We start from the raw sequence: 17,828 nt of genomic DNA, 5'->3' as shown, positions 1-17,828 counted from the left end.
CCGGACATGATATGATGCCCATGTTATCGCAGTTTTATTCTTCAATCAACTCAAAATCAACCCGTTCATAAATATCACGCAAGGTAATTTGAAAATCGATAGAATCTAAGACTAAAACTGCATCTTCACCTTCATATTCCTTAAAAATCCATTGACCTTCTGCTTGCTTTGCAAATTGTTCTACAGCAAAACTATACTGGTCAATTATAATATATTCCTGAAAACCAGGAATTGAACGATAATATTTAAACTTATCTGTTTTGTCATAATTTTTAGTTGAATTTGATAAGACTTCAACAATTAATAAGGGATTAGTGATAATTGTTTTACCTGTTCCCTCATAAATAGGTTTACCTTTGATGACTATAATATCAGGATAAGTATAAAGGCGATAACGAGGAATTGATAATTTCACATCCCCTATGTAAATCTCATAATCTTGTCCTTGCACTGTCAGAGGAAACTTGCGACAAAAATTAAGTGCAATTTTGTTGTGGTTAGTTGTTCCCCCTGTCATGGGTATAATTTCTCCATCTCTGTATTCATTTTTATATTCAGCCTTCTCTTCTAATTCCAAATATTCTTCCGGGGTGTAGTAACGCTTTTCTGTTTGTAAAACCATATTAATTAACTCACAAAATGGGGTAATGGTTCTGTTATAAATAGCGTAACGTACCCCAAAGATAGCGAAAATAAATATTTTTGTTATGCAAATACGGTTGCAGACAATGTAACAATAGCGATCGCAACCCAATCCTTTTAGTCATACCCACCAGTGAACGCCCCTACCAACATCTCTGCACAAACTCAGAATCGCAAAGCTGATCACATTCGGATCTGTTTAGAGGAAGATGTTCAATCTCATCAAATCACCAATGGACTGGAATGTTATCGTTTCACCCATTCTTGCTTACCCGAACTCAACCATGACGATATTGATATCACTACAGCTTTCTTAGGGAAACACCTTGGCGCACCCTTGTTAATTTCTTCCATGACTGGGGGAACAGAACAAGCCGCAATGATTAACCAACGTTTGGCTAAAGTCGCGCAACACTACAAAATTGCAATGGGTGTTGGTTCCCAACGGGTAGCGGTAGAAAAACCCCAGGTGGCTGATACTTTTGCTGTCCGCAAGTATGCGCCCGATGTTCTGCTATTTGCGAATCTGGGGGCTGTGCAACTTAACTATAAGTACGGCTTAGATGAATGTCTGCGGGTAGTTGATATCCTAGAGGCTGATGCCCTAATTTTACACATTAACCCTCTACAAGAGTGCATTCAACCTAAAGGTGATACTAATTTCCGGGGTTTGCTTGACAAGATTTCTACATTATGTTCTAAATTGCCAGTGCCAGTGATTGCAAAGGAAGTTGGTAACGGCATTTCAGCAGCGATCGCCAACAAACTCATCGCCGCCGGGGTAGCAGCAATTGATGTCGCTGGTGCGGGGGGTACTTCTTGGGCAAAAGTAGAAAGTGAACGGGCAGAAAATCCCTTACAACGTCGTTTGGGGAAGACTTTTGCCGATTGGGGTTTACCAACGGCAGAGTGTATTACAACAATTAGAGCGATCGCAAAAGATGTGCCCTTAATTGCTTCAGGAGGTTTACGTCATGGATTGGATGTTGCAGTTGCGATCGCTTTGGGAGCAGATATAGCTGGTTTAGCAATGCCTTTTTTGCAAGCAGCAGCAACATCAGAGACAGCAGTAGCAGAACTCGCTGAAGTATTAATCGCCGAAATCACCACAGTCTTATTCTGCACTGGCAACGCCACCTTGTATCAGTTGAAGCACTCTAGCAGTTTACAGCGCATAGAATAAGTAAATGGGGAATGGGGAAGAGGCAAGGGAGCAGGGAGCAGGGAGCAGGGAGCAGGGGAAGAATTATTAATTTATTGATCCATGCCCAATTTCCCATTCCTAATTCCCAATTCCCAATTCCCAATTCCCCATTCCCCATTCCCAATCCCCAATCCCCAATTCCCAATCCCCAATAATAACTAATGCGTAATTTTATCAAACAAACTTTTGCCAGTTTAGTTGGCACATTATTAGGACTAATTATTTTTGGTGGTCTAGGAACCACTGGACTGTTCTTGCTAATATTGGCTGCTAGCTCCTCTAAAGATACTGGGCCAAATGTAAAAAATAAGTCAGTGTTGGTTTTTGACTTGTCAATGACAATTACTGATAGCGAACCTAGTTCTGGCAACCTGTTTCAAAACACACTATCAGGTGCGGATGACGAAAGAATATCACTCCGCAAAGTTGTAGAAACTTTGGAAAAAGCCCGACGCGATCCGCGAATTGTCGGCATCTACCTGGATGCAACCAAGACAAGCCAAGCTAGTAACGTTGGCTATGCCTCCCTTAAAGAAATTCGGAAAGCGCTGGAGGAGTTTCGCGCTTCTGGAAAAAAAATTGTGGCTTATGGCAATGATTGGAGTGAAAAGGAATATTACCTTAGTTCAGTGGCAGATTCCATCGTACTTAATCCTTTGGGAATAATGGAAGTCAATGGTTTGAGTTCACAGCCAATATTCTTAGCGGGTGCATTACAGAAGTACGGCATTGGTGTGCAAGTCGTGCGAGTGGGTAAATTCAAAGGTGCTGTAGAACCGTTTCTGCTCACAAAATTGAGTCCAGAAAACCGCGAACAAACTCAGAAATTGTTAGATGATGTTTGGGGAGAATGGCGCACTACTGTAGGTACAAGTCGGAAAATTGAACCTAATCGGTTGCAAGCGATCGCAGATAATCAGGCGCTACTGGAAGCTGCACAAGCCAAAACCAATGGTTTAGTCGATCGAGTCGCATACCCCGATGAAGTGGTAACTGATCTCAAAAAGTTGACAGCTAGCGATAAAGATGACAAAACATTCCGACAAATTAACCTGAGTAGCTACGCAGAAGTTTCTGGCAAATCTTTGGGTGTAGAACGTAGTTCAAAAAATCAAATTGCCGTTGTTTATGCTGAAGGTGAGATTGTCGATGGTAAAGGTAATACTGGGCAAGTAGGAGGCGATCGCTTTGCCAAAATCTTCAACAAACTCCGCCAAGATAAGGATGTGAAGGCTGTTGTATTAAGGATTAATAGTCCTGGTGGAAGTGCTACTGCATCTGAAGTTATGCAGCGAGAAGTGAAATTAACCCGTGAGGTCAAACCTGTTGTAGTCTCAATGGGTGATGTCGCCGCCTCTGGTGGTTATTGGATTGCTAGCGACTCAAACCGCATTTTTGCCGAACCAAATACTATCACAGGTTCAATAGGTGTGTTTGGGGTACTATTTAATGGTGAAAAGTTGGCAAATGATAATGGCATCACCTGGGATTCGGTAAAAACTGGAACCTATGCTGATAGTCAAACAGTTTCGCGTCCGAAATCGCCTCAAGAGTTGGCACTTTATCAACGCAGTGTTAACCGCATCTATAATATGTTTCTGAATAAAGTTTCTCAAGGTCGGAAACTTCCAGGACAAAAAGTTGCTGAAATTGCCCAAGGACGGGTTTGGTCTGGCATGGCGGCCAAAGAAATTGGTTTAGTGGATGAAATTGGTGGTTTGAATAGTGCGATCGCTTATGCTGTCAAAGAGGCGAAACTTGGAGAAGACTGGGAAGTGCAAGAATATCCTCAAACTAGCAGTTTCGGAGAACGCTTTTTTGGGCTTGCAAGTGAAGAGGTGCGAACTGCTTTAGGAATTGAGGCGGCGCAAGTCAAACCATCTAACCCCTTTACCAATGAATTCCAGAAATTGCAACAGGAAGTAGAGATTCTGCAAAAAATGAACGATCCGCAGGGAGTTTATGCTCGTTTGCCTTTCAACTTGAAGATTGAGTAATTTTCTGTAGGGGCAATTCATGAATTGCCTCTACATTTTGCTTTGGATACGTCCTTTCTGCCGCTAAATTATTAAAGATCACAGCGCATAGCACTAGGATTATCGATCCCTCAAAAGCAGGTGTTAGGGAGAGGAAGCGATAAAATGCAGAATTATTAGACTCACTATAGCAGCTAAAAGATTACCCCTAATCACATTGCGAGGTTGGGCCAAAGGACTGTTAGGGACACCAAATATCAAAACACTTATAGAGACGGCGATTTATCGCGTCTCAAAAATTTTTTGGGTAACACTAAAGCTCAACCCAAGCCTGTTGAACTAAACCTTAACAAATATCTCAGAAATATTACTGAACCATCAAGACAATAAATGTAACTAACATATACATAAACATTGTCAGGATGCTGAATATGTCAGATTTACCGCTTCAGTGCAAAAATTTGAAAGAGCAAGTTGAGTCGATATTACAACTTTTACAACAAGAACCAACGCTACATTCTCAAGATATCACACCTGTACAAACTTCCTTAACTAAAGCAATTTCTCCTAAGTTTGAGATTGTGTTTGCAGGTGCATTTAGTGCTGGTAAATCAATGCTAATCAATGCACTATTGGAGAGAGAATTACTTTATAGTGCAGAAGGACACGCTACAGGTACAGAATGCAAAATTGAGTATGCAGATGTAGATAAAGAACGTGTTGTTTTAACGTTTTTAAGTGAAGTAGAGATTCGGGAACAGGTAGTTTATTTGTGTCAGCAGCTAGAATTTAAGACACTACCTAATATTAACCAAGAAACTGATTTAATTGACTTGCTATTGCGAAGTGATAAAGTTATTCAGCAGGAAGGTGGTGAGAGTAAATCAGAACGTGCAAAACAGGCGAAGGCGTTAATATTGTTGCTAGAGGGATATGTAGCAAACCGCGATCGCATCAACACTGTTAATAATGCTACATATTCAATGGAGCAATTTAACTTTTCCAATCTCAAGGAAGCGGCTGGATATGCCCGTCGTGGTAGTAATAGTGCCGTGTTGAAGCGAATAGAATATTACTGCAATCATCCTCTGTTACAAGATGGTAATGTCATTATTGATACTCCCGGCATAGATGCGCCAGTAGAGAAAGACGCACAACTAACTTATGCTAAAATTCAACATCCTGATACATCGGCGGTGGTGTGTGTGCTAAAACCTGCTTCGGCGGGTGACATGACAAAAGAAGAAACAGAACTTTTGGAATTAATGCGGCAAAATGGGGGAGTACGCGATCGCGTTTTCTATATCTTCAATCGCATTGATGAAACTTGGTATAATACCCAACTACGGCAACGATTAGACGATTTAATTAATGGGCAATTTGGTAATTCAAATAAGGTTTATAAAACCAGTGGATTATTAGGATTTTACGGCAGTCAAATTAAACAGACAAGTCAACGAGATAGATTTGGTTTAGATTCTGTTTTTGCAGAAAGTATAAAAGGTTTAGATGGTAAAGAAGAAACACCACAATTTGTCTATGCCTTTAACAACTACTGCGTAAATTCAGGAAAACTATCTACTACCAAATTTCGTGTCTCTGTTAACGGCTATGAAACCCCAAATCAAAATTATGTACGGATTTTAGGAGATTGGGGAAATGAACTCATAGAAAAACTAATTCAAGATAGTGGTACTGATGAATTTCGCACAGCTATTACTCGCTATCTTACAGAAGAAAAACGCCCCCAATTATTTAAAAATCTTGCAGATGATTTGGAAGATGTTTGTATTAAATTGAAAAAGCATTATCAAAGTGTACAACGGAATTTAGATAGTCAACCTCAAGAAATTGAGACTATGAAGGCACAAGAGTTGCAACGCTTAAATCAGCAACTCCAGCAAATTGGTAAAGAATTTAGTGAGCATATCACAGAAGAAGTTAACCTAATAATTAATAATTCTTGTGATGCTTTTGAAACAGACTTTAAGCAATTGCAATCACGAATGATTCGCCGTTTAGATGAATTGCTAGATACTTTTTCAGTAGCTTATGCTTATCGACGTGCAACAATCAGCCATCCTCGCAACGCTACCGCACCTTTGATTGCTATTTTAGTAGAGGCATTTTATTACTTAGCAAATCAATTAGAAGATATATTGGTTGAATCTTCCCAGCAAGTAGTTGCAAATTATTTCCAACGATTAATTGACAAGATTCGCAAGTCAGAATATTATCGCCAACTATATCGTTTATTAGATAACGATGGTGGCATTGAACAAGAGATTAGAAATTTAGAAAAAAGCGTTACTCAAGCATTAGTGAGTGCAGCTAGTGTAGAGTGCGATCGCTTCGTGCGAGAAAGTCCAAGATTTTATGACGAAGGGACTTTTTCTATATATCAATTTCGCCAAACTTTATCACAAACTTCTCAAGGCTATGACGCTGAAAGTATTGTGGAAGCAGAACCAGCAATTAGGCAATTGTTGAAGTTAGATTTTGAACCAAAGGTTTCACAAACTATTCGTAAATCTTTCCGTCAAACTATCAACCAAACGCTCAAAACTCAGTTGTTACCAATGGCAGATCAGCAAGCGGATGAGATTTTGCAGCAATACCCACAGGCGCGGGCTTATTTAGAGAAAACACTGCAACAAGAAGCTGAAGAAAAAATTGCGAATAATCAGCGATTATTGAGTGTTGTTGAAGAAAACATTGCCGCATATAATTCAGCCGCTTCTAGTATCAATAGTTGTTTACAGTCGATGCAATTATATGACCATCTTTTGCCTGTAATTGATGATTTATTTGATCCTGTTGGGAAGTTTACTAACAATGGATTTGTAATTTCCGGTATAGAGCAAAATATTTAACTTTAATCTCAAAGAGAACTCTATCTTTTAGTGAGTGCTAAGTCACTCACTAATCGCAGCTTTGTGTAAATTAGAAAAGTTTAAAAAATGAGGTTGATATGGAAGATGGATTCAAGGCAATAGAGTGTAACGATGGTGATGTTCTGGACTTTGGAGACAATACATATAAAATTGCTAAATTTAGGCAAGCAATGGATATCTCATTTAACTCCAAACTGGAAGATACATTGAATGAAGAATTGAATGAAGAATTAAGTAGACAAGGAGTAGAGATAAAAGACTCTCCGAATATGAATTGGTTTCAAGAGGGTATCAATTGCGAAATTTTAGCACTAGGTTCTCAAAGCTGGAAAAAAGGGAAAGTGAAAATTAACATAAGTGTTGAATTCTATATTGAAGAGGAAAATGTACAAATAACTAACAGCAACAATTCAGAAATCACGGAACCAGAATCCCCTCTTGACGATCTTCGCCGCATGATTCATGAGTAAAATTAGTCAACAAGAATTTAGGTATAGCAATTCTATTTAATTTGTGAAAATTCGCGGTATCTAGATCCCTGACTTCTCAAAGAAGTCGGGGATCTAACTTTTTAGAATCCTAATCCCCAACAAAATAGTTATGAATATCAAGCGTCGGGAATTTCTTGCAACCTGTGGACTAGCTACCATAGCCACTCAGATACCAACATTTACTGCTGAAGGTATATCCCCAAACATCATTCGTAAGCCGTCACGTCTGCAAGTTGGCGATACTGTAGGATTAATCGCCCCTGCGGGTATCGTTGACGCTAAAGATATCGAAGCAGCGCAGAAATCAATTTCACAGTTAGGGTTAAAAGTCAAGCTGGGTAAGCATATTTTAGATCGTTACGGCTATTTAGCTGGTAAAGATAGCGATCGCGCCCAGGATGTAAACTTGATGTTTAGCGATCGCACCATCAAAGCAATTATCCCCATGCGTGGTGGTTGGGGTTGTAATCGCATTTTACCCCTACTCAACTACTCGCTAATCCGCTCCCGTCCGAAAATTATCATCGGTTACAGCGATATTACGACGCTATTGTTAGCAATTAATGCCCGTAGTCAAATGATTACTTTTCATGGGCCAGTTGCCACATCTACCTGGAATCAATTTACAGTCGATTACTTCAAGCGCATCCTATTTAATGCTGAAGCTGTGACTATGCAAAATCTCAACCCTAGCGAAGTGCGGGTGGAGACAATAGCACCAGGAAAGGCGAGAGGTAAACTTGTGGGTGGAAACTTGTCAGTTTTATCAGCAATGGTAGGTTCACCTTATCTACCTACTTGGAACAAAAGCATTCTGTTTGTGGAAGAAGTTGGCGAGGATGTTTATCGTATAGATAGGATGCTGACGCAATTAAAAACTGCTGGAATACTTAATCAAATTGCTGGCTTTATCTTTGGGCAATGCACTAAATGTAGTCTTGGAGATGAACCGTCATTTACATTAATGCAAGTATTGCAACAACATATACTTCCTTTAGGTATTCCTGCTTGGTACGGTTCAATGATTGGTCATATTAAAGATAAATTTACCTTGCCAATCGGTGTGGAAGTGGAAATAGATGCTGGACTTGGGATAATACGAATGTTAGAGTCGGCTGTCAGTCTGGTTTAAGCATTAGCCCCATCACAGTGACTTTGATTAAAATTTTGATAGATAGTATGAATTTCTCCTCGCCATGTTACGACTAACAGAAGTAAAGCTCCCGCTTGATCATCCTGAAGATGAGATCAAGACTGCCATCCTCAAAAAGCTGCAAATCACAGACGAAGATTTGATCAGCTATTCCATCTTCAAGCGTAGCTACGATGCCCGTAAGAAAGGAGAGATTACCCTTGTTTATATTCTGGATGTAGAAACGACTCAGGAAAATCATCTACTCAAGCGCCTGAAAAAAGATCCTCATGTAATGGTGACTCCAGACATGAGTTATCGCCCAGTGGCACAAGCACCGAGCAATTTGGCGATTCGCCCCATCGTAATTGGTACTGGGCCTTGTGGATTGTTTGCGGGTTTGATGCTGGCGCAAATGGGTTTTTGCCCAATCATTTTAGAACGTGGTAAACAAGTCCGCGATCGCACTGCTGATACTTTTGGCTTTTGGAAGAGAAAATCAGGCTTCAACCCCGAATCAAATGCTCAATTTGGCGAAGGTGGGGCGGGTACATTCTCCGATGGCAAACTCTACAGTCAAGTCAAAGATCCTCAGCATTATGGGCGCAAAGTATTAACCGAACTCGTCAATGCCGGAGCCTCACCAGAAATTCTTTATATCAACAAACCGCATATCGGCACGTTCAAACTGGTGGGAATCGTCCAAAGTATGCGTGCCAAAATCGAATCTCTGGGCGGTGAAATTCGCTTTCAAAGTCGGGTGGAAGATATCAATATCGAAAATGGACAGGTGCGGGGAGTTACCCTCGCCAGTGGAGAATATATCGCCAGCGATCATGTGGTTTTGGCTGTAGGTCATAGCGCCCGCGATACTTTCCAAATGCTATTTGAACGCGGGGTTTACATCGAGCCAAAACCTTTTTCCATCGGCTTTCGGGTCGAACATCCCCAGACTCTCATCGATAAATGTCGTTTTGGCGCTCAAGCTGGTCATAAACTTTTAGGTGCTGCCGATTACAAACTGGTTCACCACTGCCAAAATGGTCGTTCCGTTTATAGTTTTTGTATGTGTCCTGGAGGCTTGGTGGTTGCAGCCGCATCAGAACCGGGGCGACTTGTCACCAATGGGATGAGCCAATACTCTCGCAATGAGCGCAATGCCAATAGTGCGATCGTTGTGGGCATCACACCTGAAGATTATCCGGGAAATGCCCTAGCAGGAATCGACTTCCAACGGCGCTTGGAAGAACGGGCTTTTGAATTAGGCGGTGGAACTTATGAAGCTCCAGGGCAGTTGGTGGGAGACTTTCTCAATCATCGCCCTTCAACAGCATTTGGCACGGTTAAACCGTCTTATACACCTGGGGTACATTTGGGTGATTTGAGTGAGAGCTTACCAGATTATGCGATCGCAGCTATCCGCGAAGCCCTTCCCGCTTTTGACAAACAAATAAAGGGATTTGCAATGGATGATGCCGTGTTAACTGGGGTGGAAACCCGCACATCATCACCGATTCGGATTAAACGCAAAGAGGATTATCAGAGTTTAAATACAGTCGGTCTTTATCCAGCTGGTGAGGGTGCGGGATACGCGGGTGGAATCCTCTCGGCTGGGATCGATGGTATCAAGGTGGCGGAGGCGGTGGCTTTAAGTATTTTGAGGGCGTAGTTTACTGCTGTAAGAATCACCCAATTTTGCATCGCACATTTTAGGAAAATAAGCAATACCTTACAGTAAGTACTATTTTTAACAAAACATTTGTAACTACCCTTGCAGTTTATTTACCCACCGCCTGCTATTCTTATAGTTACTTCGGTCTGTCATAGCAGATAGATTATCCTCAATAATGTTTTAATTTATTAGCGCTCATATACCATCCTGGTAATGTGGGTGCTTTTACTTTATGCCTCATAGCAACAAAAAACTAACCCCTTTCCCGACGCGGGAAGGGGGAAATTTAAAGTATCTCTAATTTGTAGGAGAGAGGTTTTTCAAATACCCTAAGCTGACAGTGAAGCTTTAAGTTGACCAAAACGGCGATCGCGGCTTTGGTAGCTCAACAAAGCCTGATGAAATGCTTCTCTATTAAAATCTGGCCAAAGAATATCGGTGAAATACATCTCTGTATACGCCATTTGCCACAACAGAAAATTACTCAATCGCATCTCACCGCTAGTACGAATCAGTAAATCGGGTTCTGGAGTATCTGCTGTGTAGAGATGTTGTTCTATAAGGCTTTCATTCACTTCTTGGGCGCTGAGTTCGCCTTGTTCCACGAGTTGAGCTACTTGACGACAAACTCTGGTAATTTCGTTGCGGCTACCATAGTTGACAGCAACAGTAAAATGGATTGCTTGATTGTTCAACGTCTCTGTCATTGAACGTTCCATTTCCATTTGTAGAGACTTGGGTAATGCCGATAAATCTCCAATAAATGAAATTCGTACACCTTCTTGATGCATCTGAGCTAACTCGCGGTGTAGTAATCGCTCAAACAAATGCATCAGAAAATCCACTTCTTCAACGGGACGCTGCCAATTTTCTGTTGAGAAAGCATAAGCTGTCAAGGCTTTGATTCCCCAATCTTTACAGCAACGCAATAATTCTTTGAGTGTTCTTGCTCCTTGGCGATGTCCAGCAATGCGCGGTAATCCTCGACTAGTTGCCCATCGTCCGTTACCATCCATAATGACGGCGATATGTTGGGGTATTTTTTGCGGATTTAAATCTGTGGGTAATTTTGATTTGTCATTTGTCATTTGTCCTTTGTCCTTTGTTTTTACTAATAAGTAGTTTCAAATAAATCTTGCAGATACTCTGGTGTGAGGCTGTTGTTCCAACTCCACAAACGATGCATTGTATAGATGAAGGTGAATAAGAGAGTTGTTTTGTTTGTTAATGACCAAGCATTCCAGTTGAGTGTACCCATCATGCGGCGGAGAGTACGCATGAGGTTGTTACGCTGATAATTTTGCGATCGCGTTTTGATCAGCGTGCGTCCAATTCGCATCAACCCAGTATCAGGGAAAGTCCAGACTCCAAACCCCCAGAATTTGGTTGTATGGTTGATTTCATCCTGTGCTAGTTCCTCTAGAACATCCTGGAGTGCGCCAGTAGTGTGAGCCATTAACCAAATATAAAGACAGGTTGCACCGTATTCTGTAGCAATGCGGTGTAAGCCGTGGCGATATAAGTCTTCGTAAGCGTCATCTGTGGGAAGATAGCTTCTAACAGTCCGAAGTTTTGGGGTAATTTTCTCGCCTGTTAATTGGGTGTAGATTTTGATTAATGCGGGTGTGTGCTGACGTTCTTCCTTTTCCCACAAACCAAGTTCCAGCAGTTCGCCATCTTCACCGACACTTCCACCAACAAACCGAGCCATTTGAGGATGCAATTTTTCCAAATATTGCCGACTGGTTTGGGTATAACCGCGAATGGGAGCTTCTGTATCCATTGCACCTATCAATATAGATAAAAATACCTCTGCGTCTAAGCCGATAATTTGATTGCGGTTAATTGTTTGCCAATCGATGAGTTTCCAAGCACGCGGTTGGGGATTGGCAAACTGTATTGGTAAATCTTGCAGACGTTCATGTAGTTTTTCGACGGCAATATATCTATCTATGAGTGAACGAATGCGGCCTTGTGTTTGTAAGTAATGAGGGCTGGGATAGCTTTGACCTGCTAAGTCTGTTGTGATTGGGCTGAGGATATTAAGCATATTTTTATACTTAAATTTTTATCTCTATGCCCAATAGCCTAAGCGATCGCACTTCGTTTTGTCAGTCGGCTGAAGTCGGCAGTTTTATGTGATAGGGTTGCAAAAGTCGGGGAAAAAGTTGGTTATAGAAAATTTCGGTTTCAAACCTTGCACTTCTAATCTGATCCCAAATCACTCGATAAACTCTTTTTCCCGATTTTAAGTCACGATAAGAGCCTAGCCAGGGCGATCAATCGCTCTCTCCCCTAACTAGGCTGAAACAGGACGTAGCGTTACCAGGAGGCGGTGGTTGGCCAGATAGCGAAGGTTATTCCTGGACTCTGCATATTGACAAACATCGTCTGACCATCAGGGGAGAAGCAGACTCCGGCGAACTCTGATGTGTTGAGGGCGTTCTTGGCAAACTTATAAAGACTGCCACTGGGAGTAATGCCTAGAATGTAATCCGTTCCATCCCCATCTTCACAGAGAAAGATGTCCCGGTTGGGGAAAACTATAATATTGTCTGGATTATCTAATACACCAGAATTGTTGGGTTCAATATAGAGTTCAACGGTATTATTAGCGGGCGAATAACGCCAAATCTGCCCATTCCCAGAACTACTACCACTCTTGCAAGTGAAATAGACATAACCACTGCCATAAAAGATGCCTTCCCCACCTGAAAACCTGGCGGCACCGCTATTATACCCTGCTGTTCTGACAGTATCAGATGTGGGATCAGGATTGCTAATCTGTACCCAGTTCACCGCTTTAGGTGTATTTATTGGGAAACCCGTAGCTGTGTTAATTCCAGATGACCCTATAATCCTTAAAGCGTATAGCGTGCCGCCAGCACTCAGGTTGTTGGTTTGGTTGGGAATGAAGCGGTAGAAAAGCCCATTACTCCGGTCTTCTGTCATGTAGATATACCCTGTGTTGGGGTCTACAGCAGCAGCCTCGTGATTAAAACGCCCCATAGCGGTTAGTGGGACGGGAGTGACAAAAGTATTTGCACTACTAGGAACTTCAAACACATAACCATGCTTCTTGCCGTTATTGCTTTCAAAAGTTTCCTCGCAGGTTAACCATGACCCTGAAGGCGTAGGGCCACCGGCACAGTTGCGAATAGTTCCCGCTAGAACACCCCGATGTTCTACCAAGTTACGGGAAGAATTAACAACCAATTTAGTACAACCGCCCCTCCCATTTGTGTTGTACTTGCTGCCATTGGGAGCGCCCACACCATTGCCAGAAGTACCGAGTTCATGATTGCGAATTAGAATCGTATTGCCATTAGACCCGGCAAAAGCACCCATCCCATCGTGGCCACCCGGTACTAAGTAACCATCATTCATCGTTTGGCCTGTTTCGGACAGTCGGCGGTAAGTGAATCCAGCTGGCAAATCTAATACTCCGTTGGGGTCAGTCACTAAATTGCCGTAGGGGCCCGCAGCGATCGCAGGTTTAGCATAGAATGCTTGCAAAGGAGATAGAAGGACAGCACCTGTAGCAGATGCCCCTGCCAGGCTAAAAAACTGACGTCTCGATAAATTCAATGTGTACTCCCTGATGTTTTGGATGAGGCTTAATTTGTTGCAAATAGCTAGCCTCAATTATCTAGGAAGGGTAACTTTTTTTAATTAATAAGAGGTTAAAAAAAGATTATTCAAGGCATTGAATTAACACAAATTTATAAATTTATCTCCTTGATGTTTTTTCTCCGGCAAGTGATTATTCGTATGTAATAAGTGAAGTCTCACTTCTATCGTTACAATTATGTAAAATGGCTCTTCAGTACTTGTTATGCCAATGATGTTCCAATAATGTATTTTAACTATCATGGAACTTTAATTTTAACTATTACAAAATTGAACTAATTGAAAAATAATTCAGAATTTAGGAGTGGAGCCGGAGACGCTGCGCTATCTGCTAGTCGTATATAGCAATCCTAAATCATTCGTGAAAAATTAGATCCCCGACTTCTCCGAGAAGTCGGGGATCTGGACATCGCGCATTTTCACAACTCATTTAGGATTGCTATAAAACTCATTCTGTTAGCGGATAGCTAAGGTTCAGCCCATTTTGACTCCTGATTCCTGAATTCTGTTCGATAAAAGTCGGGAAAAAAGTCGGATTTACAGAATCTTATCCGAAAACTTCAGCAGCATAACTGTAAAGTGATTTATAGTTGTCCCTAAAATCTGAACTCCCCTCGTCGTTACACAATGGACGCTGAAGCAGCATTAGCATGGTTAGACGCTACAATTCCCCCACAGACTGGGGAACGGTTGAGCGATTTGCAAAAAGTGATTCTTGTGCAAGTTTGGTTGGGTAGAAAATACTTAGATATCGCTCATTCTTACGGTTGTACGGAAGGACACGCCAAGGATGCTGGTTCTCAGTTATGGAAGCTGCTTTCTAAAGTATTGCGAGAAAAGATTACTAAAAGTAACTGTCGCGCTACTTTGGAGCGAGTTTTAAGAAAAACGACTGCAATATCATCCAGTCTGATTGATTACTCGCGATCGCCACATCCCACCCCAAAATTAGAGGATACCAATTTTATTGGCCGAACAGAAGCGATCGCTCACCTGAATAATTTGGTAAATCAGGGATCGAAAGTTATTGTCATCCAAGGCGAGGGAGGCTTAGGAAAAACTACTCTAGCGCAGCAATATCTCCATCAAGAATTTGACTTGGTTTTAGAACTACTGATGGCGAAGGAAACGCAAAACATCACCCCCGCCGAACGAGTAGTGGAGGAATGGCTCAAACAAGATTTTGATCAAGAACCTGGGGTAGAATTTGGGGTTACATTAGGAAGACTCAAGCGCCAACTCCACAATCGGCGGATTGGGGTATTAATTGACAATCTCGAACCTGCATTAGATCAACATGGTGGGTTGATTGCTTCTCACCGCAACTATGTAGAACTATTGCGGGTATTGGCTGATGCCAGGGTGCAATCTGTTACTTTGATTACTAGCCGCGATCGCCTTTGTGAACCTGGGCTAAATGTAAATCACTATCGGCTTCCTGGTTTGGATGAAAGTGCATGGCAAAAGTTTTTTAGCAACCGTGGGTTAGTCATCAACTCGCAAACTTTGCAAATCATGCATCGCACTTATGGCGGTAATGCTAAAGCAATGGGAATTCTCTGTGGTTCGATTCAGGAGGATTTTGATGGTGATATGGTTCTTTATTGGCAAGAAAATCATGCCGATCCTTTAGCAGCAACCGACTTAAAAAATTTAGCAGTTAGTCAAATCAATCGTTTGCAAATCCTCGACCCCCAAGCTTATCGCTTACTTTGCCGTTTGGGATGTTATCGTTACCAAGATATACCCAGAATTCCATCTCAAGGGTTATTTTGTTTACTATGGGATGTCCCACCCGATCAACATCGCCAAATCATCGCCTCCTTGAGAAATCGGTCTTTGGTAGAGTGCGATAAAGGTGAATACTGGCTGCATCCCGTGATTCGTGCTGAAGCGATCGCGCGTTTACGTCCCAGCAATGAATGGGAAATTGCCAACTACAAAGCCGCAGAATTTTGGACAGCCAGTATAAAACAAATTGAAACCTTTAAGGATGCTTTGCAATCTCTGGAAGCATATTATCATTATATAGAAATTAATGAATTTGAGTTAGCAGGAAAGGTAATTTTAAAGAGCCGAAATAATCAATGGCAGCAGTTTTTGCCTCTTGGTAGTACGTTATATAGGATGGGTTTGATTCAACCGATACTCGCGGCAATTAATCAAGTTGTTCACAATCTAGGAAATGACCAAAATTTTAGCGAGCTTTATAATATATTGGGTGATTTATATTGGATAACAGGTAAAATTAGTCAAGCGATCGCCTGTCAAGAAAAGACAATCACTTTGGCAAACCAAGCCCTCAAATCTCTTGTACCTCAGCTAGAAAATAAACATTCAGTTTACTATCTAAGAATGCTAGAGGTGGATTCTCTATTAAGCATTGGTCTTTATCAAATAGATTTGTGGGAATTAGAGGCAGCTACAAAGTTATTTCAACAAGTAATTTATCTGTCTGAAAATACTGAACATTATCGCTGGGCAGAGAAAGCTTCAGTATGTTTAGCTTTGGTATATTCTTATTTAGGCTTACGTGATGCCTCATATCAATTAGCAGATGTAGCTTATCAGAATATTACGAACGAAAAACTAGTAGAACAGACGGGCAGATTTGTGTATTTCATGCAAATTTTGGGTCAAACCTACGTCAATTTAGGAGAGACTTATCAAGCAAATAAAATATTACATCAAGCTTTAACCTTTGCTGAAGAAAGCCACTATATGCAGGTAAAAGCAAAAACACTCAATGGTTTAGCAGAAATCCATCGACAACAAACAGATTTTGAATTAGCCTTGGCTCACCATAGAGAAGCAATAGAACTGTTGGATAAAATAGATGCTAAGTGCGATCTAGCTGAAGCTTATTTTCAATTAGGTTTAACTTATCAAAAAATGGCAAAGCCTGATGAGAGTCAAATGAATTTTAATCGAGCAATTCAGCTATTTACTGAAATACAAGCTCCGAAGCAAATTGAAAAAGTTCTAACTAGTGAGCAGGTACAATGCTGCAACATCTGATAACTCAACAACATTATTTCGCATTAAAGCTTTTCTCAGTACTAGGTTGTGGGCTAATAGCTGGAGTATTCTTCGCCTTCTCTACCTTCGTGATGAACGCCCTGGCTCGGCTGAAACCGCCGCAAGGCATTGCCGCCATGCAATTCATCAATATCACGGTAATCAATCCATTTTTTATGGCAGCGTTTTTGGGAACGGCTGCGGCTTGTATTTTTCTTTTAATCTCCTCGCTATTAAAGTGGCATCAACCCGGTGCTGTCTACTTGCTCCTCGGCAGCTTGCTTTACCTCGTTGGGACATTAGGTGTGACAATATTTTTCAATGTGCCTCTCAATGAAGCCCTGGCAAGAGTCGAGCCGGACAGTACTGAAGGTGCGAACCTATGGTCTACCTATCTTGTCAATTGGACAATCTGGAATCACATTCGCACGGTAGCAGCGCTAGCAGCAACAGCATCGCTCACCATCGCGCTTTGTTTGGGTTCAACAATCGCAGGGGGACTTGATAATACAGTTAGGTAACTCCGCTATCAGTGGGTAGTTTTTTGTGACTAATTAGTAATAGTATTTTTGAGCAGCCTTTATTTGGCTAATTGCGATCGGGAGCATCCCACTTTTTTGTATGTCATTGCGAGCGAAACAAAGTGAAGCGAAGCAATCGCAAAATCTCCAACTAAGAACTAGTCCATGCGATTGCTTGTCTACGACACGCACTCACGTTCGTAAGTTTTGCTTGGGGACAATAGAGGCAGGGGGCAGGAGGCAGGGAGAGGGAAAATCGTAGTCAAACGTAGAAATTGGATAATTTATTTTTTGGAGTTTACTTGAAATGCTAACAACTGGATTTATGCTGTGCTTCATTAGTTTCTATGTCTTTTGTTCCCCAATTAAATCTATCCAATGATAGATACGCAGCAGTTTGCTAGTCACTGAGGTAGAAAATATAAGACTCAAAATTAATCTATTAAAGATGTTTTTATGTTCTCCCTCCTGCTTCCAAAACCGTAGCTTTGTACTTTATGCAAAAGAAAGCTCCTACGTATGTGAAATCAACAAATACTACAACAATAGCTTAAGATTTTAGGGGTTGTGATATTAAACTAGTCTTATTGCCCATAATAATAAAAATAAGCCTTTAGGAATTTCTCGTTGTACTCTATTAGTAAATCG

At 41.4% G+C, this 17,828-nt stretch carries 13 protein-coding genes; 8 read left to right on the top strand and 5 right to left on the bottom strand.

Annotated elements, in window-relative coordinates; genetic code table 11:
- Positions 1-34: 34 nt before the first annotated feature.
- Complete coding sequence (locus VB732_RS15135) at positions 35-622, bottom strand: Uma2 family endonuclease (RefSeq protein ID WP_323231687.1); 588 nt, start codon at positions 620-622, stop codon at positions 35-37.
- Between the two features lie 153 nt (positions 623-775).
- On the opposite strand from VB732_RS15135, the gene fni reads away from it, so the two are divergent.
- Together fni and sppA are read left to right on the top strand one after the other, a co-directional pair.
- Positions 776-1,825, top strand: a complete 1,050-nt coding sequence (gene fni, locus VB732_RS15130) for a type 2 isopentenyl-diphosphate Delta-isomerase (protein WP_323231686.1) — start codon at positions 776-778, stop codon at positions 1,823-1,825.
- 182 nt (positions 1,826-2,007) lie between these two features.
- On the top strand, positions 2,008-3,843 hold the full coding sequence (gene sppA / locus VB732_RS15125; protein ID WP_323231685.1) for a signal peptide peptidase SppA: 1,836 nt from the start codon (positions 2,008-2,010) through the stop codon (positions 3,841-3,843).
- A 123-nt stretch (positions 3,844-3,966) separates the two neighbouring features.
- On the opposite strand, the gene VB732_RS15120 is transcribed toward sppA, so the two are convergent.
- Positions 3,967-4,083, bottom strand: coding sequence for an HPP family protein (locus VB732_RS15120; protein WP_323231684.1), 117 nt, complete (start codon positions 4,081-4,083; stop codon positions 3,967-3,969).
- A gap of 170 nt (positions 4,084-4,253) precedes the next feature.
- Here VB732_RS15120 and VB732_RS15115 point away from each other — a divergent pair, with 170 nt between their 5' ends.
- The 4 genes from VB732_RS15115 (at position 4,254) to VB732_RS15100 (ending at position 10,008) form a co-directional block, all read left to right on the top strand.
- A complete protein-coding gene (locus VB732_RS15115; protein ID WP_323231683.1) occupies positions 4,254-6,695 on the top strand; it encodes a dynamin-like GTPase family protein in 2,442 nt (813 codons plus the stop codon).
- Between the two features lie 98 nt (positions 6,696-6,793).
- Positions 6,794-7,186 (top strand): KGK domain-containing protein, encoded by a 393-nt coding sequence (locus VB732_RS15110; RefSeq protein ID WP_323231682.1) that lies wholly within the window; start codon positions 6,794-6,796, stop codon positions 7,184-7,186.
- A 130-nt stretch (positions 7,187-7,316) separates the two neighbouring features.
- Positions 7,317-8,339 (top strand): LD-carboxypeptidase, encoded by a 1,023-nt coding sequence (locus tag VB732_RS15105; protein WP_323231681.1) that lies wholly within the window; start codon positions 7,317-7,319, stop codon positions 8,337-8,339.
- A gap of 64 nt (positions 8,340-8,403) precedes the next feature.
- Positions 8,404-10,008, top strand: coding sequence for an NAD(P)/FAD-dependent oxidoreductase (locus VB732_RS15100; RefSeq protein ID WP_323231680.1), 1,605 nt, complete (start codon positions 8,404-8,406; stop codon positions 10,006-10,008).
- A 332-nt stretch (positions 10,009-10,340) separates the two neighbouring features.
- Here the strand turns inward: VB732_RS15100 and VB732_RS15095 are convergent, their stop codons facing one another.
- The 3 genes from VB732_RS15095 to VB732_RS15085 form a co-directional block, all read right to left on the bottom strand.
- Positions 10,341-11,099 (bottom strand): isoprenyl transferase, encoded by a 759-nt coding sequence (locus VB732_RS15095; protein WP_323231679.1) that lies wholly within the window; start codon positions 11,097-11,099, stop codon positions 10,341-10,343.
- Between the two features lie 23 nt (positions 11,100-11,122).
- Positions 11,123-12,061, bottom strand: coding sequence for a ferritin-like domain-containing protein (locus VB732_RS15090; protein WP_323231678.1), 939 nt, complete (start codon positions 12,059-12,061; stop codon positions 11,123-11,125).
- A 272-nt stretch (positions 12,062-12,333) separates the two neighbouring features.
- Positions 12,334-13,599 (bottom strand): alkaline phosphatase PhoX, encoded by a 1,266-nt coding sequence (locus VB732_RS15085; protein WP_323231677.1) that lies wholly within the window; start codon positions 13,597-13,599, stop codon positions 12,334-12,336.
- A gap of 669 nt (positions 13,600-14,268) precedes the next feature.
- Here VB732_RS15085 and VB732_RS15080 point away from each other — a divergent pair.
- Both VB732_RS15080 and VB732_RS15075 read left to right on the top strand, forming a co-directional pair.
- Complete coding sequence (locus VB732_RS15080) at positions 14,269-16,659, top strand: tetratricopeptide repeat protein (RefSeq protein ID WP_323231676.1); 2,391 nt, start codon at positions 14,269-14,271, stop codon at positions 16,657-16,659.
- A gap of 92 nt (positions 16,660-16,751) precedes the next feature.
- Entirely contained in the window at positions 16,752-17,180 is a 429-nt protein-coding gene (locus tag VB732_RS15075) for a DUF1772 domain-containing protein (protein WP_323231709.1), read from the top strand.
- Positions 17,181-17,828: the final 648 nt, after the last annotated feature.

The sequence above is a fragment of the Nostoc sp. UHCC 0252 genome (assembly GCF_034931145.1).
Taxonomy (GTDB): domain Bacteria; phylum Cyanobacteriota; class Cyanobacteriia; order Cyanobacteriales; family Nostocaceae; genus Nostoc.
Note: the sequence above shows the minus strand (reverse complement) of the source record. Positions and strands in the feature narration are given on the sequence as shown.

What these genes read in the sequence shown, in the direction of transcription:
- VB732_RS15080 (WP_323231676.1), top strand. Translation starts at nt 14,269, where the DNA reads ATGGACGCTGAAGCAGCATTAGCATGGTTAGACGCTACAATTCCCCCA.
- VB732_RS15115 (WP_323231683.1), top strand. Translation starts at nt 4,254, where the DNA reads ATGTCAGATTTACCGCTTCAGTGCAAAAATTTGAAAGAGCAAGTTGAG.
- VB732_RS15110 (WP_323231682.1), top strand. Translation starts at nt 6,794, where the DNA reads ATGGAAGATGGATTCAAGGCAATAGAGTGTAACGATGGTGATGTTCTG.
- VB732_RS15105 (WP_323231681.1), top strand. Translation starts at nt 7,317, where the DNA reads ATGAATATCAAGCGTCGGGAATTTCTTGCAACCTGTGGACTAGCTACC.
- VB732_RS15100 (WP_323231680.1), top strand. Translation starts at nt 8,404, where the DNA reads ATGTTACGACTAACAGAAGTAAAGCTCCCGCTTGATCATCCTGAAGAT.
- VB732_RS15075 (WP_323231709.1), top strand. Translation starts at nt 16,752, where the DNA reads ATGAACGCCCTGGCTCGGCTGAAACCGCCGCAAGGCATTGCCGCCATG.
- sppA (WP_323231685.1), top strand. Translation starts at nt 2,008, where the DNA reads ATGCGTAATTTTATCAAACAAACTTTTGCCAGTTTAGTTGGCACATTA.
- VB732_RS15135 (WP_323231687.1), bottom strand. Translation starts at nt 622, where the DNA reads ATGGTTTTACAAACAGAAAAGCGTTACTACACCCCGGAAGAATATTTG.
- VB732_RS15090 (WP_323231678.1), bottom strand. Translation starts at nt 12,061, where the DNA reads ATGCTTAATATCCTCAGCCCAATCACAACAGACTTAGCAGGTCAAAGC.
- VB732_RS15095 (WP_323231679.1), bottom strand. Translation starts at nt 11,099, where the DNA reads ATGACAAATGACAAATCAAAATTACCCACAGATTTAAATCCGCAAAAA.